This is a genomic window from Pedosphaera parvula Ellin514 (assembly GCF_000172555.1).
GTDB lineage: Bacteria > Verrucomicrobiota > Verrucomicrobiia > Limisphaerales > Pedosphaeraceae > Pedosphaera.
Genome location: NZ_ABOX02000020.1, coordinates 88,715 through 109,517 on the forward strand (window position 1 = coordinate 88,715; position 20,803 = coordinate 109,517).

A 20,803-nucleotide genomic window follows, 5' to 3' on the forward strand; every position below is an offset into this window, starting at 1 on the left:
CTTTCAGCAAGCGGGTTTATTGAACTTTGATTGCGAGACAGTCGGTGAATCGTTGTGATGGTTCATTCACTGTCCATGCGAGTCCGCGCAGGATCAGGATACGAAATGCGGGGTCATTGAGGGTCGAAGTGTAATGACCGGGGATGCTGGCAAACACACGGCCTTTGCCACGTTGATAGGTCCATACCATGGGACGGGGTTGACCTTCCATTTTAGCGGTGGCGAGAACTCCGATACGATTGGTATCGCCAAACATGGGCCAGTACGGTTCATCCAGAAAATGTAATTCCTTGAAACCGCACGTGAGCGCTTGATTGGAGGCTGCATTGAATTTCAAGTTGAAGGGAGTATGAAGGTATTTGGTGGGTCCGGGCTGAGCTGCCAAACCAATGCGCTCCGCCAGTTTTTCCGGGTCCTTGTCCGCGATGGTGGCGGCGTGCAGGAGAACCAGTCCGCCTCCACGAGCGAGAAAATCATCGAGTTGCTGATAGCGTTCAGCGCTCCAATCGTGATTCCAACAATACAGCATTATTACGTCAGCCTGTTGAAATTGTTGAGGGGTGGGCCAGTTCCAGGCATTGGTAACAGTCGTTGCGTGAATTTGAGCTAGAAGAGGAGCCCAGGCTTTTTGCCACGCGGGGTAATCATGTTGCCCGGTTGGATGATCCTGCTTGCCAGCCACCAGTACGATATTTAAAGGGCGAAGCGGGTTTGTGGCATTCAGGGTTTCAGATGGAGGGCAATGCAACAAGGCTTGGACCTGGGAGGCAGAACTGGTGGGTGGTTCGTTCAATAGAAAGGTAAGCAGGTCATCAACCTGATTTGTTTTCAGAGTATCCAGCAGGCCGGTGGGCATCAGGGAGACGGTGCTGGGTTGCAATTGTTTTATCTCGCTCGTGGCGATGGAATGTTCCTTGCCGGTGACATCGAGGATGCGGAGCAAACCAGCGGTTTGTGCCCGCACGAAGCCGGTGAGTTCCGTATCGTCACGCAGGAGGACATTATAGGCGACGTAGTCGGGATTGATTGTGGCATTGGGGTTTTTGATATCCCGCAGAATCGAGGCTGCGTCGCGATGAACGAGGTTGCTGAGATCAGGGCCAATCAGGCCGCCTTCACCGCGGATGCGGTGGCAGGTGCTGCATTTGAGTTGTTGGCCGAAAAAGAGATTGCGACCGTTTTCGAAATCACCATGGGCGAGATTGTTGTTCTCTTCCGTAACGGGAGTGAGTAGCTGATGCTGGGGGGCCCATGGAAGGTAAAAGATATTTAAGGGAAGTGGCCGCACGGTTGGATCGGATAGCAGCGAATAATCTGCGTGAACCAGGAAATCCAGGTTTCCGCCTGTTTCCAGCGCAATTGATAGCGGGACCAGTTGGCCTGTGGGACTTACTTTGAGTTCGGCACGATACAAACCATCATGCAATGCTGATTTGCTGGTAACGGTGCCGGCTGCAAGCTCAAAGGGGTGGCTGGATTGCAGGCGAAAAGTGACTTCGCCTGAAGGGAATGCGGCCTGAGTGTGCAATTTTAGGATTCCCTTTTTCCTGGTCAAGTTCCGGAGTTGTTCGTGTTCGGTTGAGTTGAGGGTAAAGGCCTTGTTTACGACGGAATCAAGATGTGGAAACCAACCACTCCATTCGGCATCAGTCTGACCTTTGCGAGACCAGGTTGCCTTGACGCCGTTTAGGGTATAGGCAGCGTCGATCTGGGTTGCCGGGGTTTTGGAGTTTGCAGCTTTAATGCCGGGTAAAGCCAGTGCGTAATTGACTGACTGTGGGTGTGGATCAGTGGTGAGTATTAGAGTGCGATGATCAATGGAGAGCCGAGTGGCTACGACGCGAAGTTTGCCACGCGGGGTGGCTTCCTGGCGATTGACCGCCTTATAGGGAGGTTTCAATACTTCGAGACGATCAGCAGTACTGACGTACTCACCAAAATCAATTTGCATCTGGCTTATCCAATTAGTCACTGAGGGGTCAATGGCCCGATCGAAAGCCACGCGCACTTCCATTGGACCAGCCGGCCAGATGGAAACCATCTGCGGAGCAGCGGAGTCGGTGTAGGAGATTTTAAAAAGTTTGCCTTCACCATGAGGTCCGGTTCCCCAGTCGGGAGAGCCGCTGTGGCAGGAGACGTAGAGATCGCCTTTGGGAGAAATCGCCACGTCCATTGTCAGCATGTTCAGTCGAGCGATGACGGTTTCCCTGCCAACGTAACCTGCCGGAGTTTTTACGAGGCGGACACGCCAGATTTTTCCGCGTGATTCACCCGCGACAAAGGCATCTCCTTCCCACCACTTGGGCCCGAAAGATTTATGGTTCTTAGACTCTTCATTAAAAACCAATCCGCAACTGGATTGATGTTGGGGACCGAAAGCAACGACCGGTGGTTCACTGATGAGAGCAGGAAGATATTTTTCGTGGCGCGGTGGAAACCCATAGTTGCGACCAGGTAAGATTTGGTTCAGTTCATCCAGAGGATTACCGCCGGGACACCAGGTTTCTCCTTCCTGATCGGTGACGAACAGGTCCCCGAGACGATTGAAAGCAAGCGTGTAGGGAACGCGAATGCCGGTGGCGATGGTTTCCAGGCTCCGGGTTGAAGGAGACCATTTCTGGATGGTGCCGCGTTTGCTTTTGAGATCGTAATGGGAGACGCCATTTTTGACGCGATAAGGATTGGAGTAATCGGCGGTGAGGAGGCCAAAATAAAGGTTTCCTTCGGAGTCGAGAGTCACAGCTGTGGCATCAACGCCGCCGGAGCCGACATCAGTGGGTGGCCAGCCGCTGGCGACGATTTCTTCCAGGTCAGCCTTGCCATCGCCATCGATGTCACGCAGCAGTGAAACCTTGCCATGAGAAGAGACGTAAAGACCATCCTTGGACCAGGTCATACCGACAGGAACGCTGAGAGTGGATTTATCCCAGTAGAGGAGGTCTTTGTCCTCAAGGCCGTCGCCATCCGTATCGAGGAGGATATGGACCCGGCCGTCGTAACCCAGTGCGGTCAATTTGCCATCGGGAGTGAAACGGAGATTGTTCACGTTTGAGAGGCGGACCGGTAGTTGCTGAACGGTAAAGCCAGGAGTCAGCATCGACACATTCGTCTGAACCTGGGTCGCCTCAGCCCGGATCAGAAAGGCTGCTGCAAACAGGATGGCAAAACGCAGGTGCATCTGACGATTATGATCAGCGAGGGAGGGGCAGGCAATTCTGGAATTGAACTTAACTTTGAAGATTGCCTGAAGCTCCACAAAGCTGCAAAACTGCGGGATTCATGAATCGACTTATTTGCCTTGGTCAAAGATTTGCAGTTTCGTGTTTGTTGCTGTTGATCGGCGGTTTGACAGGAGTTTCCCTTGCAGGAGAGCAATCAAAGCCTTTCAGTGAGCTCAATTTTAAAAAGGTGGTGTTGGCGACGAATTTGACGGAGCCGATGAATTTATCCGTGGCGCAGGATGAGCGCGTGTTTCTAGTGGAGCGGTTGGGGGCCATCAAGGTTTGGAAGCCGGAAACGGGTGAGATGAAAACCATCACGACCATCCAGACATTTAGCGGTTCTGAGAATAGTCTGCTGGGAGTTGTGCTCGACCCGAAGTTTTTGGAAAATCATTGGATCTATCTCTTCTATTCGCCGACGGCTCCGGAAGAAAACCGTGTTTCAAGATTTACACTAAACGGGGATGTATTGGACGTTGCGTCGGAAAAGGTGCTGATCCATTTTCGCACTGATCGCAAGGTGGCGAATCATGCTGGTGGGGACCTGAACTTCGACAAGCATGGCAATCTTTACGCTTCGACGGGAGATAATACATTTATCACGGAAAACGAGAGCTTCGCTCCGATTGATGAGCGTCCGGGAAGAGAGTATTGGGATGCGCAGAGGACGTCGGCCAATACGATGGATTTGCGGGGCAAGATTCTGCGGATTCATCCCGAGCCGGACGGCAGCTACACCATTCCGAAGGGCAATTTGTTTCCGGAGGATGGTTCAAAGGGAAGGCCGGAGATTTATGTGATGGGCGTGCGGAATCCATTTCGTTTCTCCATAGATTCGAAGAGTGGATGGGTTTATTGGGGTGATGTGGGGCCGGATGCGCGCGAGGCCAAGCCGGAAAGAGGGCCCGTGGGGTTCGATGAATTCAATCAGGCGCGAAAGGCTGGAAATTTTGGATGGCCGCAATTCGTCGGTGATAACAAACCGTATCGACGTTACGATTTTGGCAGCAAGCAGAGTGGTGAGTTGTTCGATGCGCAACATCCGGTGAATTCGTCGCCGCACAACACAGGCGCGAAGGAGTTGCCACCCGCACAACCTGCTTTCATCTGGTATCCCTACACACCTACATCACGTTTTCCTGAAATGGGTTCGGGTGCACGGGCGGCAATGGCGGGACCGGTTTATCATTTTGACAAGAAACTGAAGTCTGATTGCAAGCTGCCGAAGGAGTACGATGAGGAGCTCTTTATTTTTGATTGGGAGCGGAGTTTAATTAATATCGTACGTTTCGATAAACCGGGGAATCTACAGAAGCTGGAGCCGTTTCTGCCGGCGATGAAATTCAAACGTCCGATTTGCATCAAGCTGGGGCCGGAGGGGGCGTTGTATGTGATTGAGTGGGGGAGCAATTGGTACAACAATAAAGATGCACAGTTAGTGCGGGTGGAATTTCGGCAGAAGTAAGGGGATGACGCAGCGTCCTCAAAGTGGGGGTTGACAAGATCGAATTGGTGTATTAATAAACTAATACACTTATGCAGATTCATATCAGCTCGGCGGATGGGGTTCCGATTTACGTTCAGATTGCAAATCAGGTGAAGCATCTGGTGGCATCGGGACGGCTGGCGCCAGGGGAGGAAATTCCGCCGATTCGCGTCCTTGCAGAACAATTGGTGGTAAATCCCAATACTGTGGCGCGGGCGTATTTGGAACTGGAGCGGGCTGGTGTTGTCACCAAACGGCATGGCTCAGGGACTTATATTTCTGATGCTCATTCGCCGCTTTCACGGCGTGAGAAATTGAAGGTATTGACGCAACGAGCGGATTCACTGCTGGTTGAGGCGGGCCATCTAGATATCGATCTGGACGAGGTGATCGAGCTGCTCCGTGAGCGGCATGAGGCAATTCATTCACAGGCGAGCAAATGAAATTTCCATCGCCATCCTCGGCCGAGGCCGTGGTTTCCATCACCGGGTTGTGCCGCCGGTTTGGTTCGAAGACCGCGTTGCAGGAGGTGTCTTTGTACGTGCCGCGAGGCGGAGTGTTCGGGTTGGTGGGCGCCAACGGCGCGGGGAAAACGACTTTGATCAAGCATATCCTGGGGCTCCTGAGAGCTGAGTCTGGGAGCGTGCGGGTCTTCGACGTTGATCCGGTGGCCGATCCGGTTGGCGTGCTGGGGCGGATTGGTTATTTGTCAGAGCAACCAGATTTACCTGGATGGATGCGCGTGGATGAACTCATGCGCTACACGCAGGCCTTTTATCCGAAATGGGACATGGCCTATGCCGAAAAGTTGCGAGAACAGTTTGGGCTCGATCCAGCGGCCCGTCTCAAAACACTTTCCAAAGGCCAGCAGGCAAAGGCTGGTCTATTAGCGGCACAGGCGCATCGCCCGGACCTGCTGCTTCTGGACGAACCCAGTTCCGGCCTGGACCCAATCGTGCGGCGCGACATTCTGGAGGCGGTCATTCATACAGTGGCTGATGAAGGTCGCACGGTCTTTTTCTCCTCACATTTGTTGGAAGAAATCGAGCGGGTGTCGGACCACATCGCCATGTTGCATGAGGGAAAATTGGTGATGTGTGGATCACTCGACGAAATCAAATTACAACATCGATGCTTTATACTTCGCTTCCCAACGACGCAAACAAAGCCTCCGGTCATTGCCGGGGCATTGAGTGTAAGTGGAATGGGGCGGGAGTGGTCGGTGATGTGCAATGGCGCGCGAAACGAGCTGCCGGCGAGAGCACTCCAGATGGGAGCTGAAATTGTTGAGGAGCGGTTTCCCTCGCTTAATGAGATATTCGTGGCGCATGCCGGGGTGACTGCCTCCGCTCGCGCCAATTCCGAGGAACAAACAACGGCTCATTGATTATGCACGTACCCGTTGTGGCATTGACTTGGGAAATCTGGCGACGAAGCCAGAGATCCGTCTGGGTGGTGGCAGGTCTCATCGCACTATGCTCGCTTTGTGGTGTATTCTTTCCGAACAGAGCCCAGCTCTCCGCGGGGTTGGAAGCACTTTACTTGTTTTTGATGGTCTGTTCGTTTTTCTTTTTATTTGGTATTTTTCATTTTGCAGAGTCCAATACACGAAATAATTGGCATGGCTTTCCTTATCGACTCTTTACACTTCCAGTCGCGACCTGGGTTTTAGTGGCGCTGCCAATGGTTTTGGGGGTGATTTCTGTGGAGTTGCTATACATGGCTTGGGCGAAGCTTGTGTTTGCACCGATGGGAAGAATCATCAACCTGTGGCCCGCGGTTATACTCGGAACGGGAATGGTGTGTTATCAAGCGCTTGTTTGGAGCCTCGCCGGTTTTCGCATCACTCGGATTGTTGTCCTCGCTCTGGCTGGAATCGTCCTCATGAATTTTGCGATGGTACCACTCTTTCCTGAGCTTACGCGTTGGGAGCCTGCGAAGGCGTTTCGGGTGCTGAGCCTGGTAATGGCCGGGGTGGCAGGCGTGGCGTTTGGGGGAAGTTGGTTTTCTGTGGAAACGCAACGCCGGGGTGGCGGGCGTGGGCGGGGGTGGTTGAAGGCACGACTGCGCCATTTGGTTGATGCACTGCCGCGACGTCGCAAGGGTTTTGCTTCGGCGGCCGGAGCTCAATTCTGGTTTGAATGGCGGCGCGCGGGTCTGCTGCTCCCAGTCTGCACTGGCTCGGTCCTGCTGGTCATCTTTGGGCCAGTATCGTGGTTCACACGAAACTCGGAGGAGACGACGTTATGGACTTTCGGGTGGGCGGTGGCATTGCCCATCATCCTTGCATTGGTCATTGGCAAGGGTTTTGCCAAACCTGATTTTTGGTCTGGTGACATTTCACTGCCAGCATTCCTAGCCGTGCGCCCTTTGGCCACGGGCGAAATGGTAGTCACCAAAATGAAAGTAGCCGCATTGAGCGTGGCGATCACATGGCCGATGGTTATAGGTTTCCTGGCTCTGTGGCTTCCGCTGTGGGCCAACACTTCTTCATTAAAGGAATTATGGGATGCACTAATGATTTTGCGCAGTCCAGTGGGAACGTTGGCAATTTTGTTGCTGTTGCTTGTGTTGGCGATGGTGCTGACGTGGCGGGGCATGGTGGGGAGTTTATGGGCGGGACTCTCCGGCAACATGTGTCTCCTGGTGGGGGATACCTGCCTGAACGCGATTGCCATTGCACTGGCCGCATGGCGCATTGTCTCCTGGTTGAACCATTTTGAATGGAGCAAGGTGGAGGCGTATGTTTGGTGGATAGGCTCGGCTTTCGCCCTGGCTGCGCTGCTGAAGATATGGATCGCGGCTTTTTCCTGGAACAAGATTGGCCCCCGGCGGATCTGGAATTACGTGCTCATCTGGACGACAGGTACGTTCTGTTTTGTGGTTCTTGGGCTGTTGGTATGTCCTGATATTTTTTGGCTTAAACACCTCTTTATTCTGGCAGCCTTATTGCCGATTCCCCTCGCACGATTGGGATTGGCTCCCTTGTCACTGGCGAGGAACCGTCATCGACGATGAAAACATGGATCAAAGTGCCAGAACAGAATCTTAAAAGGATCAAGTATGAAAAACTTAATGATAGCCCTCGCCCTGGTAGTAACACTTCTATGTGGTTTCATTTTGTTGCAGAAGAACCATGAACTGGAGAAAGCCCGCGTGCAACTTGCGGCAGCGGACAGGCAGCGGGACCTCGCTGCTGCCGAGACGGCGCAAAAAGAAAAGCGAAGCAAGTATCTGCAAGCACGACTGCGCGAAAGTCGGGCGGAAACGCTGGGAAAGGAGGTCGAGACGCAGGAACTTCGGCAGCAGTTGGCCAGGAGTGAGATCAGAACGAATCAACATGCAGCGGTATCCGAAATGTTTCGCAGCCAGGCAATGAAGGAGGCGTTGAAGGCGGAGGCCAAGGTGGCAATTGCCAAGACAGTCAAGGCGCTGTTCGAAGCCGGGCTGGCCCAGCAACTGCAATTGAACGACAACCAGAGCGATGCGCTGAAGCAACTGCTCACTCAAAAAGCATCCATCGTTTGGGAGCAAATGCTGGTGCCGATGACAGCGGGTGAACTGGATGAAGCTGGCATGGCTGAGGCAGGAAAAGGAATCAAGCAGGCGCTGGAAGAGAACGCGGCTCAAATGCGTGCGTTGCTTGGTGATGATGGTTACAATTCGTACCAATTGTTCGAAAAGACGCAGCCTGAGCGGGATCGTTTGAAGCAATTCTCTGCACAGGCTTTACAATCTGGTTCGAACTTAACCGCCGAGCAGCAGGGTCAATTGCTTTCCGCCATGGTGGATGAACGGGCGAATTTCAAATTTCAGTTCGATATTGCAAACCCATTGAAATTAGATTTCGAACATTGGTACGACAATTTTACCGATCAAAAGCTGAATGCGTACAATCAGGATATGGAGCAATTGAATGACCGGATCGTGCAGCGGGCGCAAGCATTGCTCACGCCTGAACAAACCGAACTGCTAAAGAGTTCGCTCAATCGCGAATTGTTCCACAGCATGGTTACCATGCGAACGACGAAATCGATGATGTCTGCAAACGCACGGTGAATATTTTGCGGAAAGGTGGCGCCTTGGCCGCGTCGACACCTCATGGTGTCAGGGTTCAGTGGGCGTAAGGTTGGCTGATTGTTTTTGTGGAAGAGTTGCGAGGCGATCTACACGTTCGCGCAACAGCCAATAGGTTATGCCGAGCGCCAGGGTAATGGCGGCCAAGCCCAGCAATTGGTTGGGCTGCGTTTCCTTCAAGTCCATGATAATCAACTTGCGCGCCAATGCGAGAATGGAGATGAGAAGCACTATTTTGGTCTGAATGACACTTTGCTCGCGGGTGACGACGTAATGGAGCGTGTGGTTGAACTCCAGCGCGATCAGTACTGTCAGGATATCGCCGAAGAGGATTTGAAAAGTTTTTGGGTCGAGAGGATTCGAGGATTGCAAAACGAGCTTCTCGAATACCTCCCTGAGCACCTGCCAGAGACCCATCAAAATGATGAGGCTGATGGCGAAACTGAGCACGAGGGCGATCAGACTTTCGAATCGCTGGTAGATTGTGAGGCCAGGCCATTTATCGACTACGACGAACCATCGGGTGAAAAATGGTTTCATTCCTCCGAATCCGTTGTTTTATCTGCGATAAGAATTTTCTCCAAGGTGGCAAATTCTGGCTTGCTCCTCCTAATCCCGCGTCTGCATTGGGCAATTGGTTCCACTGTCTGCAGTATTCCTGCATTTATTATTTGGTGTGCGCCACTGCATCGATCATGCCATGTAAGTGAGCAGCGGCGTTCTCGATGTCCAAATGCTTGTATTGTCCAGCCCGGCTTTCGGCGCTTAACACTGCGCAACGGTGAACATTTGCGAAATCGCCATAGGGGAATTTGTATCTTGCCTTGGTATCCTCGGGTTCATTCTCATCGATTCCGAGGTGCCATTTCCCATATTCGTTGAACCCGTGCTCTTCGATGAACTCATTTTCCTTTTTTGTGGAAGGTTGGTGTTCGCTCCAGGCGTCTCTTTCGTCGAATATGACATGTCCCTCCGCGATGAGTTCCTTGGCGCGATCGAATCCCTTTTTATTTAGTTTTACTGCCATACGTTTTATCTCCGTTTCTCCGTCTTCGATTTGTCGATATAACCTCTTGTCAAAAGCGTAACGGACAGTGGCCGAGTTCCGAGTGGGGCGTTCCCCCCATCGTGAATGGAGATGCTCTGCAAAGGGGGGGCAAGGATCAAGATAGGATCTTGACGCAGGCTTATCGCGCTGAGTGGGAAGGTTGGTCTGAGTTTTCTCCAAGGAGGGAAGAAATCAATGATATCCGCCCAGCAGTTGAGAGGCTTCCCCATGTGATTCGCGCAGGGCCTGGACAAGGAGAAGACTGAGCCGTTTACTTTGTTATTTCTCGATGGGTTTGCCGGCTTTTTCCCAGGCACTCATGCCGCCTTTAAGGTCGTAAACGGATTTAAAATCGAGCTGGTTCATCATTTTGCAGGCTTTGGCGCTGCGGCCTCCGACGGCACAGTTCACGAGGTACGATTTGTCCTTTGGGAGTTGCTCCAGTTTTTTCTTAAAATCCTGATTGTGATAATCGATGTTGGTGGCTCCGGCGATGTGACCGGAGGCAAATTCAGCGGGAGTGCGCACGTCCAGGACAACCACCTTCTTGTCGGTGACAAGCTGTTGGGCTTTGTCGGGATCAATGGGTTCAGGAGGAGTCTTGACGGTTTGGGTGGATGACGCTGGAGCTTTGGCTTCTTCTGCTGCAGCGAAGTGGGCGGCGGCGAAGGTTACGCAAAGGATGCAGAGCAAGTGGCAGGTTTTCTTGATTGGTTTCATATCAGATAACGGAGATTATAGATTATTTTGTGAAAAGAAGCGAGGAGGCAATTAAATGCAATCCGGGGGTGGGGAACGGAGAAAGAATGTAATCCGGCCCTCAGTGGAGTAATTCCAAGTTCCAAGGTTCCGACTTCGTTGATTTGGAATGATTGAAAAGACGGGGCAATTCTGCTTTACCTGATATTGCTGAACCGATAATTTTTTACTAAAAGCAAACGCCTTAAAATCCTGCAACCAACTTCGATGAAAACTCAGTGTCGCTACGTATGAATATAGTTGTCCCCTCATCCAAAGTAGTGGCGGTGGCTGGCAAGGCTGGAACGGCGAAAACCGGTTGGAGGGTGCACCTTTGTTGGGCGGTGAGTCTTTTCCTTGTCAGCCTCGGAGGCAAGCTATGGTACATTTTGCACTATGGGAGCTCTTTGCCGTATTACGATCAATGGGATGGCGAGGCAGTGGACATGTATATTCCGTATTTTGAGCATCAGCTCTCGCTGGCCAACCTGTTCACGGCTCATAATGAACACCGGGTTTTCTTCACGAGGATTTATGATCTGGCACTGCTGCTATTGAATGGGCAGTGGGACAACCTAGTGCAAACCGTCTGCAACGCGATCATCTACACGGCAGGGATTGCAGGCTTCGGCTGGCTGATGGCCGGGTTGATTGGGAAAAGGATCTGGCCTGTCATATGGTTGCCGCTGGTGTTGATTTTGGTGCTTCCGTTTGCTTACGAGAACACGCTGTGGGGATTTCAGTCCAGTTTTTATTTCATGGCGCTTTTTTCCCTGCTGACCGTCTGGCTCCTGGGGATGAGCGAACCCAAATCGAGCCGGTGGCGATTGGGTCTGATGGCGGCCGGGGCGACGTTGTTTACGGTGGCTTCGGGCTTCCTGGCTGCGGTGGCGGTGGCAACACTGGTGATGTTGGATTTATTGAAGGACCGGCGGAATTGGCGGCAGTACGTGCCGACCCTGGGGGCATGCGCGGTGCTCGCTATCATCGGCATAATGATCAAAGTGGATGTTCCACGGCATCATCAGTTGGCGGCTCATTCATTAGGAGAATTTCTGAACGCACTTGCCACACAGCTCGCGTGGCCGTGTGCTTTTCAACCATGGGTGGCTCCCATAAACCTTCTGCCCATCGGAGTCCTGGCATGGATTTATATTCGCTCGGACCACAGGGAAATGCTGGCGGAAAGAATGATTCTTGGAGTTGGTTGCTGGGTGATACTCCAGGCGGTGGCGGGAGCTTATGCCCGAGGCAGCAAGGGGCAGATACTTGCTTCGCGGTACATGGAACTTTCGTGCTTCCTGATGGTGCTCAATTGCATGTGCATATACCTCCTGTTAACGCGGCACCGTCGACATCTCAAATTCCCACGAATCTGCTACTTGAGCACAGCTGGCTGGCTGGTGTGCTGTCTTTTTGGCTTGTGGTCCCTGAACGGATTCATCGCAAAATCCGTTCTTACCTCAGTACAGTTTTCCGCGAAGGCCCGGGAGGAGGCTACGCGCGCATTCATGGCCACGAATGACGAGCATGTGCTCAATGACAAGGAGCCTTTGTTGCTTCCATTTCCCTATGTGCCGATGCTGGTTTTCCTGTTGCGCGAGAATGATGTTCGCAGTCGGCTTCCAACTTGTGTACGGGATCCGTTAAAAGTGTTGGACAAGGGTGATGGGACATTTGTGCATAACGGATGGAAACTGGCTGAACCGGATGCGCCTACGGAAAGGAGCTGGGGATCGTATTCAGTAGCGGGCGCGAACGTTCCAAGAAGCTTCAAGAGTTTGCCGATCAAAAAAAGTACCTTGTCGTATTTGGAAATTCCGGTGGCTGGTGACCTGGGCGAGGCAGGGTTGTCCCTTCAACTGGTGGACATGGCCAGCGGCAAAACAATCGACATCAAGCCAACCAGGAAGGCGGGCGGACGCTGGTTGAATATCCAGGTTGCGGCGCCAGACGGTGAGTTCGAGATTGTGGCGCGGGATGAGAGCGAAACCAAATGGTTTGCGTTTAAGGAGCCGCGTGAGATGGGGCGGTTCTCTTATTTGGCGACAAAGGTGTCCGCGGCGTGGGGATACTTTGTGATAGCCGGACTGGCGTGCCTTATTTTTAGCCTGGTGAAGCTATTTGCGGATCGGACACTAATTGGAACCTCCCCTGACGGCGAATTGCGGGAGCGGGCAGGGAGTGGCTTGGTTAGCTATACCGAACGCCAAAATTAATTTCCGGAATGGGAAAAGAAACGGAATGAAAGGAGGCGGTAAGCCGGATGAACGTGGAGACTGAAAAAGCCATGACCCTGAGGAAAGAGGAGCCTCGTTAGTCATTGGGTACAGGGTGCTTTTGATTTGAGGCGGCGTTGTCGGCCTTGGCGTTATCTTTCAGATAGCGCCTGCGGCCTCCGCCTTGCCTCAAATCAAAATCCCTCCTGCCATCCGGAAATTTCTTTCGGCATTCGGTATAGATTATGTCCTGCCGAAATGGAACAAGCCTGGCTGTCGGGTGTGGGTGCGTGTGCGTTATGATTAATGGTTCTTTTTCCATTCTTCGTAGGGAATACGGGACATGGAAAAGAAGGCATCCCTGGTTTTGACGTAGGCGCCGAGGCCATTCATGCGCCCGATGGCGTGGAGATTTTCGGCGCGGATGTAGGGGCCTTTGGGATCGATGAACTCGTCCTTCACGTAAATCGAAATGACTTCGCCGAGGATAATGCGGGAACGGCCGATTTCCATGGTGGTGACTTCGCGGCATTCGAGGCTGGCGGGAGCTTCGAGGATTCTCGGCGGAGAAACCTTGGAGGACGGAGCGGTGTTCAGCTTGGCCATTTCCAATTCGTTCACGCCTGTGGGGAAATCGATGGCGCAAATATTCATGGCTTCAGCGATATCTTCACTGACGACGTTGATGACGAATTCGCGGGTGTTGCGGATGTTGCGCGCGGTGTCCTTGCCGATGATGCCCGGGCCAGGGCGATTGCCGACACCGATGGCGACGATGGCAGGATCAGTGCCGACGTAGTTGTAGGCGCTGAAAGGGGCAGCGTTGACCTTGCCTTCGAGATCGATGGTGGTGATCAGTGCGATGGGGCGGGGTGCGACGAGGCCGATGAGGAGATTGTAGGTTAGATTTGGAACGGCTTGGGAGAGGTCGAAAGTCATGGTTGAAGCTGGAACGACCGGGACATTCAGTCAACGATGGATTTATGGGGAACCAGTAAATGACAGGCTGAATGTTAAACAGCACGGTTCAGGTCCAATTGCATCAGTTCGAAGTCATAGAATTTTCCGTCGAGGTGCAGGGCCTGGGGTTCGATGCCGCAACTGACGAAGCCGAAGCGTTGATGGAGGATGCGGGCGGGTTCGTTGGTAGTTGTCACTTGTAACGTAGCGAATCGGACGCCGGGAAGGCTGCGCGCGAATTCAATACGAGCCTCCATCAAATGGCGGCCGAGGGAGCGTCCACGGTAAGCGGGTAAGATATAGAATCCCCAGAAAAAGACCTTATGGGAGTATTTAGGATTGAGTTTGCGGCTCATTGCGGCGACGCCGGCGCACACATCGTCCAGAAAGCAACCGAAGAGATAAGTGCCCTCGGATTCGTAACGGTCCATGCGGGACTGCAACTCGGCGAGGTCGCAGAGGGCTTCCCACTCGGCAGAGGGGCCTACGAATTGCGGGACATCCTTGAGCGCGCATTGGCGAATGTGCTGGTATGCGGGCGCGTCGGATGAGGTGAGTGGGCGGATGGTCATGGTGACTGTTGGCTTGTATGCGGGGAAGCATAGCGACAGTTCGCTGGAGGGTAACGATCAGGCAAAGGTTCACGTGACTTTGTATTCATAACGTGAAACAAAATACGGGCCAACCTGCCTGTCGCTGTGATGGCGGAATCCGAATTTTTCGTACACGGCCTTCAGGCGTGGGCGTGATGCCTCACAGTCGAGGCGCAAATGTTCTCTGCCAAGGAGACGCGTCCTCTCAACCGCCCAACTCAACAAAACCGAAGAAATGCCACCCCCTGCGAACCTCCTTCTGACCGCAAGCCGATGCACAAAACCGGACTTTGCGAGCGGAATGTCTGGCCAGAACAGTTTGTCTTCGAGCTGAAACTTCACAACGCCAGCTGGCTCACCATTACACTCAGCAATGAAGAACAGCCCGGCATCGACATCGGCAGCGATGTGTGATGGCAGCAACTCCTCATTTCTCCACATGGCCATTCCGCTCTCCTGCAACCAGCGCGCCGCCTCAGAGAGAATACCAGCGACCGCTTCAGTATCTTGTCGCGTCGCTTGTCGGATGGATGGGTGCATGCTGGTCTATGGATAAAACATCATTACTTTTAGCCTGCTTTCTTGCTAACAACCGCATAAAAATATGAAACACTGTCCACCTTCCCATTTTCCAGTAACTTGAAGGCTTTCCCAATAGGATTCCATACGTTCCCATTTGGCGTCTCAATCACCATTATCTTCGTATTGCCAAAACCCAGCTTCGACCAAATGCTCTGTTCTGGCATCTTCCAAACTCCGCCTTGATGACGCACCAGCACTTCGCCGACGTAACAGCCGAATGAAAAGATGGTCGAACCAATCTGGCCTGGGGTCAGCTTCTCCGAATGAAATCTCCCGATGATGCCGTCGACATCAGCCAAACTCCGTGGCGAATAATCAAGCTCGATGGAATCAACGTTTCGGGCGGCATCCACCGCAAGTTGTGCAAGTGCAGCAGCGTTTTCCGGCGTGGGTGGATATTGCAGACGTAGATTCATTATTTAATTATAGGGAAAGAATTCCTGCCAAGTTGATTCATGGCAAAGCGGGGGAATGGTTTCCTCGTTTCGTTCTGTAGGTAGAATTAGGAGTTGGAATGAACGCGGTCAAGGGGAAATAGCCGGGCGTGGACGTGCTGGCGTCCGTGTCCTCAGACCTTCACGCTCTTGTAATAACTCTCAGATGACTCCTCGACAAGCACATGCTTTGACGGCGTTGCGACCTCTGCCCTGAAAAGGGCGGCTGTCTCCGATGGCAGAATGATGGCGAATTCGCCCACGATACTTCGATCATCGGCATCCCATTCGGCACGAAAACGAAGGTACCAATTTCCATCTTCTGGCGCGACGCCGATGAAGACTTCATCGTCATCCGGCGTGGCCTCGAATAAGGTCCGTGGTGTTTCGAACATGGCGAACAGATCGTGGAAGGTGATTTGGCCTTCGTCGAAATGAAGGCCGTCGTGTTGCCACCAGTCGTGGTAAAGGCGGAGTGGCTGGGGTGCCAAGTCGAGACTCTGCAAAAATGTGGTTATTCGACGCAATATGGCGGAGAGTTCGCCGACGGGAATTTGGTCTGCGGTGTGGAAGGCTATTCCGGATGGTGGTGAAAAGGGCATGAGATTTTCGATGATCTGCGGAATCGTCAAATAGATCGGACTTTGCCGTCTGAACCTGCGACAAATGTGGTTTTGCGTCGGTTTGCTTTGTTGCCTGACTCGAGCTGTTCCCAGGCCTGTCGCAACAGCTTCCTGCCAGTCTCGATCTGACCGTTGCGGTAGTGTTGCTGAGCTTGCCTTGCATATCCCAGAGCAATCATGAACCAGTTGTGGCGTGTCTTGTTGCGATTCCGTGCGATTTTGTCTTCGATACGTTCGACGAACTCCGCGACCTTCTTATTGATCTCAAGATTTGAGTCGAAGTCAGGCCAAGCTGATGCGACCAAATAGCATCCACTGATGTGACCCATTGTGTTGTCATCGTTGAATGGCATGAGCGGCTAGTGACCTATGACGAGAACTGAGCCATGCCGGGGTGGTGGTGTCAACTGGGAATGCGGGACTACGAGGCAGACGGCGTTGGTTGCGGTTTTTTCCACGTCATTTGTCTCACCGTCTGCGCTGGTAGAAAGCTTCAATCTTTTCCTTCGCCTCGCGCAGGCCGACTCCGGGATTCTGCTCCCGGTAAAGTTTGATGGCTGCAATCTTCCCGTTGGGAACGCTGGCCAGTTGTTCAACCTCGGGGGATAGGCCGGACGGTGGTGGCTGTGGCAGTTCAATGCCTTGGTGCTTGAGGAGGGCGTCTAGTTTCTTTTGAAGCTCTCTCACTTGCAGTTGCAAAAGTTGCAAGTCAACCTGTGGTCGGGCGTTGAGGGCCGCGCCTCCTGCAAAGGCCACCACGATGACGGCGATAATGGCGTAGTCCTTGAACTCCAGAACTGCAAGTAGTGTTGTCATAAGCTAGGTGCACTGCCGGCTAACAGTTAAATGAGTGACTTGGCGTCAATAAGTTCGTTGCACTACTTTTGTGGCAATAGCAAGTGGGGAATATGGAATTTTTTCCAGTTTTGATTTGCATGAGTCCGCCCCGCTTTTTTCGGCTATTGACGGGCCAACGGCACGTCGACCGGCGTTGCTGATTGCAACCGCGACGCGACCGCCGCCAATCGTTGGCCACAGGTCGGCAAAACGTGTGACGAGGTGACCACCAAATTGGTGAGTCGGTTCGCAAATTGAGGACATACACTGGTTGGCCGCCAACAGAGGATTTTGAGCTTGATACGACTCTAATGGCCATGATAACAAACGTTGTTTTCAGATTTTGGCTTCTAGCCGGGTGCCACCAGCCTGAGGATGTTGTACCAGTCAAATGAACCTGCTGGCTAAGTACATAATGAATCCAAAAATCGTCCCTCTCATTGCTGCCGTGTGCAGCTGTTTTGCAATCACCTACTCCGCCCGCGCCCAAGGAAGTCTCACGCCACCTGGCGCGCCCGCGCCGACGATGAAGACTTTGGCGCAAATCGAGCCGCGCACGCCGATTTCGTCGCTGCCTTACGTTATCACCAACTCCGGTTCCTACTATGTGACAACCAATCTGACAGCAACCAACATAAATACGGGCATTACGATTATCGCCAACCAGGTCACGATCGACCTGGGCGGTTTCACTTTGCAAGGTCCAGCAGTTTCAGGCGTCGGAATCTATGTTGGGGGCAGTCTTACCAATGTGGTTTTACGGAATGGCAGCGTGACTGGTTGGGGCAGCCATGGCGTGGATGCCTACAACGGCGGCTATCCGCGCAACATGCTTTTTGAGCACCTCACCATATCCGGCAATGGTGGGCACGGCCTGTACACTGAGGCGGGCAGCATCGTGCGCGACTGCCTTTTCATAAACAATATCAACGACGGACTCAACAGCGTCGGCGGCGAAATAAGCGGCTGTATTGCCCGCAAGAATGGAGGTTACGGCTTCGAGACCAGCTACGCCACCCTGCACCACTGCCTGGCCGAGTATAATGGCGGTGGCGGCGGCTTCAGCCTTTATTCCAGCCGGGCGCTGGATTGTAACAGCCAATTTAACTCAGGCACCGGGTTTGATTGTTTTGGAATAGGGGATGCAATTCGCAAGTGCCGGATCGCCTCTAACAATGGCAACGCCATTCACATTAATAGCGACAACGGAGCGAACGTGATCGAGGATTGTGAAATTGAGAATAACAGCTTGTATGGCATCTACGGTCCTGGTACCGGCGGCTCATTTATTGCCAGAAATAATTTTAGCCTGAACGTCGCTGGCGGCATTGTGATTTCAGACAGCAACAATTATATTGAGGGCAATCATGTGGTGACGAGCGTCGGCGTGCATGGCATTTCAATAACCAGTTCCGGTTACACCAATAATGTCGTGGCCAAAAACGTCGTCGTCGGCGGCGGTTCTGCGAGCAATAATTACTCGAATATCGGCGGCGCGAATGATTTCGGGCCGATTGGCAGCGCCGCCAGTGCTACAAGCCCGTGGGCGAACATTTCGCACTGACATGCGAGGATGAGTGCCGGATGTGGACGACTCGTGTAGCAGAGGCGTGAGGTAATTGGGCTCGGACGTTTGTAATGCGGGACGAATTCTCGAATTCTTTCCCTCCTAAGGCCGACTGAGTTCACGCAGGGATGCATGCTTTTTTACGCCTTTTTCAGTTCAAGCCAGAAGCAAGCGCCCTTACCCAAATCGGAAACCACTCCAATCGATCCACCCATCCTCTCAAGAGCCTTGCTTGCAATGGCCAGTCCACTGCCTATTCCAATCTCCGAATCCGTATCAAGCCGCTCAAATAAACTAAAAATCTTATGCTGATAGCGTGGGTCTATGCCCAGGCCATTGTCCTTGATCCAAATCTTGATTCGGTCCTGCCGGCCTTCCATGCATACGTTCACCACCGGTGCTGTGGCGCCACTGTGGAATTTCAACGCGTTGCGGAGGATGCTTTGTAGTGCGATGGCCAGGAGTTTTCGATCGGCCTGCAATTCCAGCGGGCTTTCTTCGATGTGTATTTCTGCTCCGGCCTTCTCAACGTCGGACTTCATTGAAATGACTATTCCCTTCACGAAGCTCGCAGCGGGAATTGGCACCAGAGAAACTGTCGCATGGCTTAATCTTCCATAGAGCAGAAGAACATTAATCATCTTGTCCATCCTTTCACTGCCCTCCTTGATCATACCCATTGCGGCTTTTTCTTCTTCATTAAGTTTTGTGCCAGAACTCATTTCCAGGAGTGCAGCTCCTCCATGCATGGCACGCAATGGTGCGCGGACATTGTGCGCGATGGAATAGCAAAAGTTTTGGAGAAATTCAACCGACTGGCTCAATTCTGAAGTTCGCTGCGCCACCTGTATCTCCAGTTTGAGAGCGTGCTCTTCAATCTGTTTCCGTGCCTGAGCCAACTCGTTTGCGTAGTAGTCGATTCTGCGTCGCGCCCGGTGCATGAGGGCTATTGCAGAAATAGCCAGGAGCCCGGTGAGCACATTGCCCAAGAGCTCCATTGCTTCGGCCTCTTCATAAACTCCGATGCTTTGAATCGGAGGCAGAAAGAAATAATCACCTAAAACAAAACCTAAAACGATGGCATATAGACCCGGGCCAAGTCCACCCAGCCAGGCAGCGACGATTGCGCTGGTGAGAAAGAAGGTGAGTGGAAAATGTTCTCCGAGCGCAAGATGGAAACCCTGTCGCAGCAGGAACGCCAGGAGCACCATAAGCGTGGCAAAACCGTAGCGGACAGCGGCGGGTCTTTCGCTAAGTCGCTGGCAGAAAAGTTCACATTTCCTTATGTCGGCTTGAAGTTTCCTCATATGTTCTCAATTAAAATATCACCCCGAAAGCAGCATTCACAAAATTCCAATCAATCGTTGTGGCACCTGGTTGAACAGAAGGAACAAATTTGCGTAATGAACTCGAACTTCCTGAGGCGCAGTCAGTAAAATGGAGGTTCGCGATGTGTCCATGGGCTTGGGGGTTGCTATACTATCGGCTCGGAGAAATGCAAAGCAATTTCGTGGCATTGGCGATAACTTACCAAGCTAAACGATGCTTCCTCTGCTCTTCGCGCCTGGCATGCCTTCGGGAAGGGCGGCGGATGTTCCGGCTTTCCCGGATCGACTTATGCCGTTGCAGGGTTGAACGGGAGCATCAATGAGTATAAAGAATAAGGACCGGCCCGTTCATGGATGCAATTCTTATAGCCATACTTGATGATGATCGGCCGAGGGTTAACAAGCTGCTGAAGGCCGAGCCCCGGCTGGCGACGTCTTTCATTGATTCAGCCCGACTGTACGAATCCAAAATCTTTCACTGGATTTACGTCGGGGATACTGCATTGCATCTGGCAGCTGCGGGTTATCGCGTTGAAATTGTTCGATTATTGCTGGCTGCCGGTGCCGATCCGAACTCAACGAGGAATCATCGTCAGAGTGGTCCGCTGCACTATGCGGCGGATGGCTGCATAAACGGGCCCGAATGGAATGCGAAAAGGCAGGTCAAGACCATCCAATGCCTGCTCGACGCCGGAGCGGAAATTAATGCCCAGGACAAGAATGGTGCTGCCCCGCTGCACCGGGCAGTGCGTACGCGATGTGCGGACGCTGTGAAATGCCTGCTGGAAGGAGGCGCTGATGCGAAGCTGAAAAATAAATCCGGGTCCACACCTTTTCACCTGGCAGTGCAGGACACCGGTCGTGGTGGAACTGGCACAGAGGCAGCAAGAGCGGCACAGCGACAGATCATCCGCGGGTTTCTTTCCCTGGGACTCAACGCTGCGCTTAAGGATGGCAATGGCAAATCTGTCTTCGATTGCGCTGGGAGCGGTTGGATACGAAACGCGCTTTCTGGCGAGAGCGTTTGATTCTCTAAAACATGAGGAAGGGCGCATTGTTGGGAGTTAAAGGAACTTCAACCGCACAAGTT

At 52.7% G+C, this 20,803-nt stretch carries 20 protein-coding genes; 8 read left to right on the forward strand and 12 right to left on the reverse strand.

The window, feature by feature from the left end; translation table 11 throughout:
• Positions 1–16 precede the first annotated feature (16 nt).
• Entirely contained in the window at positions 17–3,178 is a 3,162-nt protein-coding gene (locus CFLAV_RS16345) for a ThuA domain-containing protein (protein ID WP_007415883.1), read from the reverse strand.
• Between the two features lie 101 nt (positions 3,179–3,279).
• Between CFLAV_RS16345 and CFLAV_RS16350 the strand changes: the two genes are divergently transcribed.
• The 5 genes from CFLAV_RS16350 to CFLAV_RS16370 all read left to right on the forward strand — a co-directional run bounded on the left by CFLAV_RS16350 (position 3,280) and on the right by CFLAV_RS16370 (position 8,766).
• Positions 3,280–4,686, forward strand: a complete 1,407-nt coding sequence (locus CFLAV_RS16350; RefSeq protein WP_007415884.1) for a PQQ-dependent sugar dehydrogenase — start codon at positions 3,280–3,282, stop codon at positions 4,684–4,686.
• A 71-nt stretch (positions 4,687–4,757) separates the two neighbouring features.
• Positions 4,758–5,150, forward strand: a complete 393-nt coding sequence (locus CFLAV_RS16355) for a GntR family transcriptional regulator (RefSeq protein ID WP_007415885.1) — start codon at positions 4,758–4,760, stop codon at positions 5,148–5,150.
• Positions 5,147–6,094, forward strand: coding sequence for an ABC transporter ATP-binding protein (locus tag CFLAV_RS16360; protein WP_007415886.1), 948 nt, complete (start codon positions 5,147–5,149; stop codon positions 6,092–6,094). The genes CFLAV_RS16355 and CFLAV_RS16360 overlap by 4 nt, the downstream gene beginning before the upstream one ends.
• A 2-nt stretch (positions 6,095–6,096) precedes the next feature.
• Positions 6,097–7,725, forward strand: a complete 1,629-nt coding sequence (locus CFLAV_RS16365) for a hypothetical protein (protein ID WP_007415887.1) — start codon at positions 6,097–6,099, stop codon at positions 7,723–7,725.
• Between the two features lie 45 nt (positions 7,726–7,770).
• Entirely contained in the window at positions 7,771–8,766 is a 996-nt protein-coding gene (locus CFLAV_RS16370) for a coiled-coil domain-containing protein (RefSeq protein WP_007415888.1), read from the forward strand.
• Positions 8,767–8,814: 48 nt separating this feature from the next.
• On the opposite strand, the gene CFLAV_RS16375 is transcribed toward CFLAV_RS16370, so the two are convergent.
• The 3 genes from CFLAV_RS16375 to CFLAV_RS16385 form a co-directional block, all read right to left on the reverse strand.
• Positions 8,815–9,324 carry a phosphate-starvation-inducible PsiE family protein gene (locus CFLAV_RS16375; RefSeq protein WP_007415889.1) on the reverse strand — a complete coding sequence of 170 codons (510 nt, stop codon included), beginning with the start codon at positions 9,322–9,324 and terminating at the stop codon, positions 8,815–8,817.
• 127 nt (positions 9,325–9,451) lie between these two features.
• Positions 9,452–9,811: a hypothetical protein gene (locus CFLAV_RS16380; RefSeq protein ID WP_007415890.1), complete on the reverse strand. Its 360-nt coding sequence runs from the start codon at positions 9,809–9,811 to the stop codon at positions 9,452–9,454.
• A 300-nt stretch (positions 9,812–10,111) separates the two neighbouring features.
• Positions 10,112–10,552, reverse strand: a complete 441-nt coding sequence (locus tag CFLAV_RS16385; protein WP_007415892.1) for a rhodanese-like domain-containing protein — start codon at positions 10,550–10,552, stop codon at positions 10,112–10,114.
• Positions 10,553–10,821: 269 nt separating this feature from the next.
• On the opposite strand from CFLAV_RS16385, the gene CFLAV_RS16390 reads away from it, so the two are divergent.
• A complete protein-coding gene (locus tag CFLAV_RS16390) occupies positions 10,822–12,789 on the forward strand; it encodes a hypothetical protein (RefSeq protein WP_007415893.1) in 1,968 nt (655 codons plus the stop codon).
• A 303-nt stretch (positions 12,790–13,092) separates the two neighbouring features.
• On the opposite strand, the gene CFLAV_RS16400 is transcribed toward CFLAV_RS16390, so the two are convergent.
• The 7 genes from CFLAV_RS16400 to CFLAV_RS16430 form a co-directional block, all read right to left on the reverse strand.
• Positions 13,093–13,728, reverse strand: a complete 636-nt coding sequence (locus CFLAV_RS16400; RefSeq protein ID WP_007415895.1) for a flavin reductase family protein — start codon at positions 13,726–13,728, stop codon at positions 13,093–13,095.
• Between the two features lie 74 nt (positions 13,729–13,802).
• The gene (locus CFLAV_RS16405; RefSeq protein ID WP_007415896.1) at positions 13,803–14,321 is read right to left on the reverse strand and encodes a GNAT family N-acetyltransferase; all 519 of its coding nucleotides are present in this window, start codon (positions 14,319–14,321) and stop codon (positions 13,803–13,805) included.
• 69 nt (positions 14,322–14,390) lie between these two features.
• Positions 14,391–14,882, reverse strand: a complete 492-nt coding sequence (locus CFLAV_RS16410; RefSeq protein WP_050785812.1) for a GNAT family N-acetyltransferase — start codon at positions 14,880–14,882, stop codon at positions 14,391–14,393.
• Positions 14,883–14,911: 29 nt separating this feature from the next.
• Positions 14,912–15,340: a hypothetical protein gene (locus tag CFLAV_RS16415; protein WP_007415898.1), complete on the reverse strand. Its 429-nt coding sequence runs from the start codon at positions 15,338–15,340 to the stop codon at positions 14,912–14,914.
• A 152-nt stretch (positions 15,341–15,492) separates the two neighbouring features.
• Positions 15,493–15,990 (reverse strand): hypothetical protein, encoded by a 498-nt coding sequence (locus CFLAV_RS16420; protein ID WP_040549102.1) that lies wholly within the window; start codon positions 15,988–15,990, stop codon positions 15,493–15,495.
• Positions 15,987–16,334, reverse strand: a complete 348-nt coding sequence (locus tag CFLAV_RS16425) for a hypothetical protein (RefSeq protein WP_007415900.1) — start codon at positions 16,332–16,334, stop codon at positions 15,987–15,989. The genes CFLAV_RS16420 and CFLAV_RS16425 overlap by 4 nt, the downstream gene beginning before the upstream one ends.
• Before the next feature lie 115 nt (positions 16,335–16,449).
• Complete coding sequence (locus CFLAV_RS16430) at positions 16,450–16,797, reverse strand: hypothetical protein (protein WP_007415901.1); 348 nt, start codon at positions 16,795–16,797, stop codon at positions 16,450–16,452.
• A gap of 436 nt (positions 16,798–17,233) precedes the next feature.
• On the opposite strand from CFLAV_RS16430, the gene CFLAV_RS16440 reads away from it, so the two are divergent.
• The gene (locus CFLAV_RS16440) at positions 17,234–18,382 is read left to right on the forward strand and encodes a right-handed parallel beta-helix repeat-containing protein (RefSeq protein WP_040549105.1); all 1,149 of its coding nucleotides are present in this window, start codon (positions 17,234–17,236) and stop codon (positions 18,380–18,382) included.
• Positions 18,383–18,525: 143 nt separating this feature from the next.
• Here CFLAV_RS16440 and CFLAV_RS16445 read toward each other — a convergent pair whose 3' ends face one another.
• Positions 18,526–19,692 (reverse strand): sensor histidine kinase, encoded by a 1,167-nt coding sequence (locus tag CFLAV_RS16445; protein WP_007415903.1) that lies wholly within the window; start codon positions 19,690–19,692, stop codon positions 18,526–18,528.
• A 371-nt stretch (positions 19,693–20,063) separates the two neighbouring features.
• Between CFLAV_RS16445 and CFLAV_RS32485 the strand changes: the two genes are divergently transcribed.
• Positions 20,064–20,741 (forward strand): ankyrin repeat domain-containing protein, encoded by a 678-nt coding sequence (locus CFLAV_RS32485; protein ID WP_007415904.1) that lies wholly within the window; start codon positions 20,064–20,066, stop codon positions 20,739–20,741.
• Positions 20,742–20,803 lie beyond the last annotated feature (62 nt).